The 255-nt window shown below is 46.7% G+C and carries 1 protein-coding gene; it reads left to right on the plus strand.

Translation table 11 applies throughout. The features are described from left to right. Positions 1-255 (plus strand): IS66 family transposase (locus tag V6259_RS20165; RefSeq protein ID WP_341586001.1); only part of this gene is annotated, 255 nt, incomplete at both ends.

A 255-nucleotide genomic window follows, 5' to 3' on the forward strand; every position in this document is an offset into this window, starting at 1 on the left:
AAGCGGATGAAACAACGCTCAATGTCATTAAAGAAGCGCGTTCGAACTGTTATATGTGGCTCTATTGCACCGGTAAAGATGGACCTGACAAACAAAGCCCGATCCCCAATATTGTGTTATACGACTTTCAACCCACACGAAGTGCGCAATGTGCCATCGATTTTTTACAAGGGTTCGACGGATATCTTAATGTGGATGGCTACCAAGCTTATGAATCAACAAACGCAACGCTGGCCGGTTGCTGGGCACACGCAC

It is taken from the genome of Marinomonas sp. TI.3.20 (assembly GCF_038155025.1).
Classification (GTDB): Bacteria; Pseudomonadota; Gammaproteobacteria; order Pseudomonadales; family Marinomonadaceae; genus Marinomonas; species Marinomonas flavescens.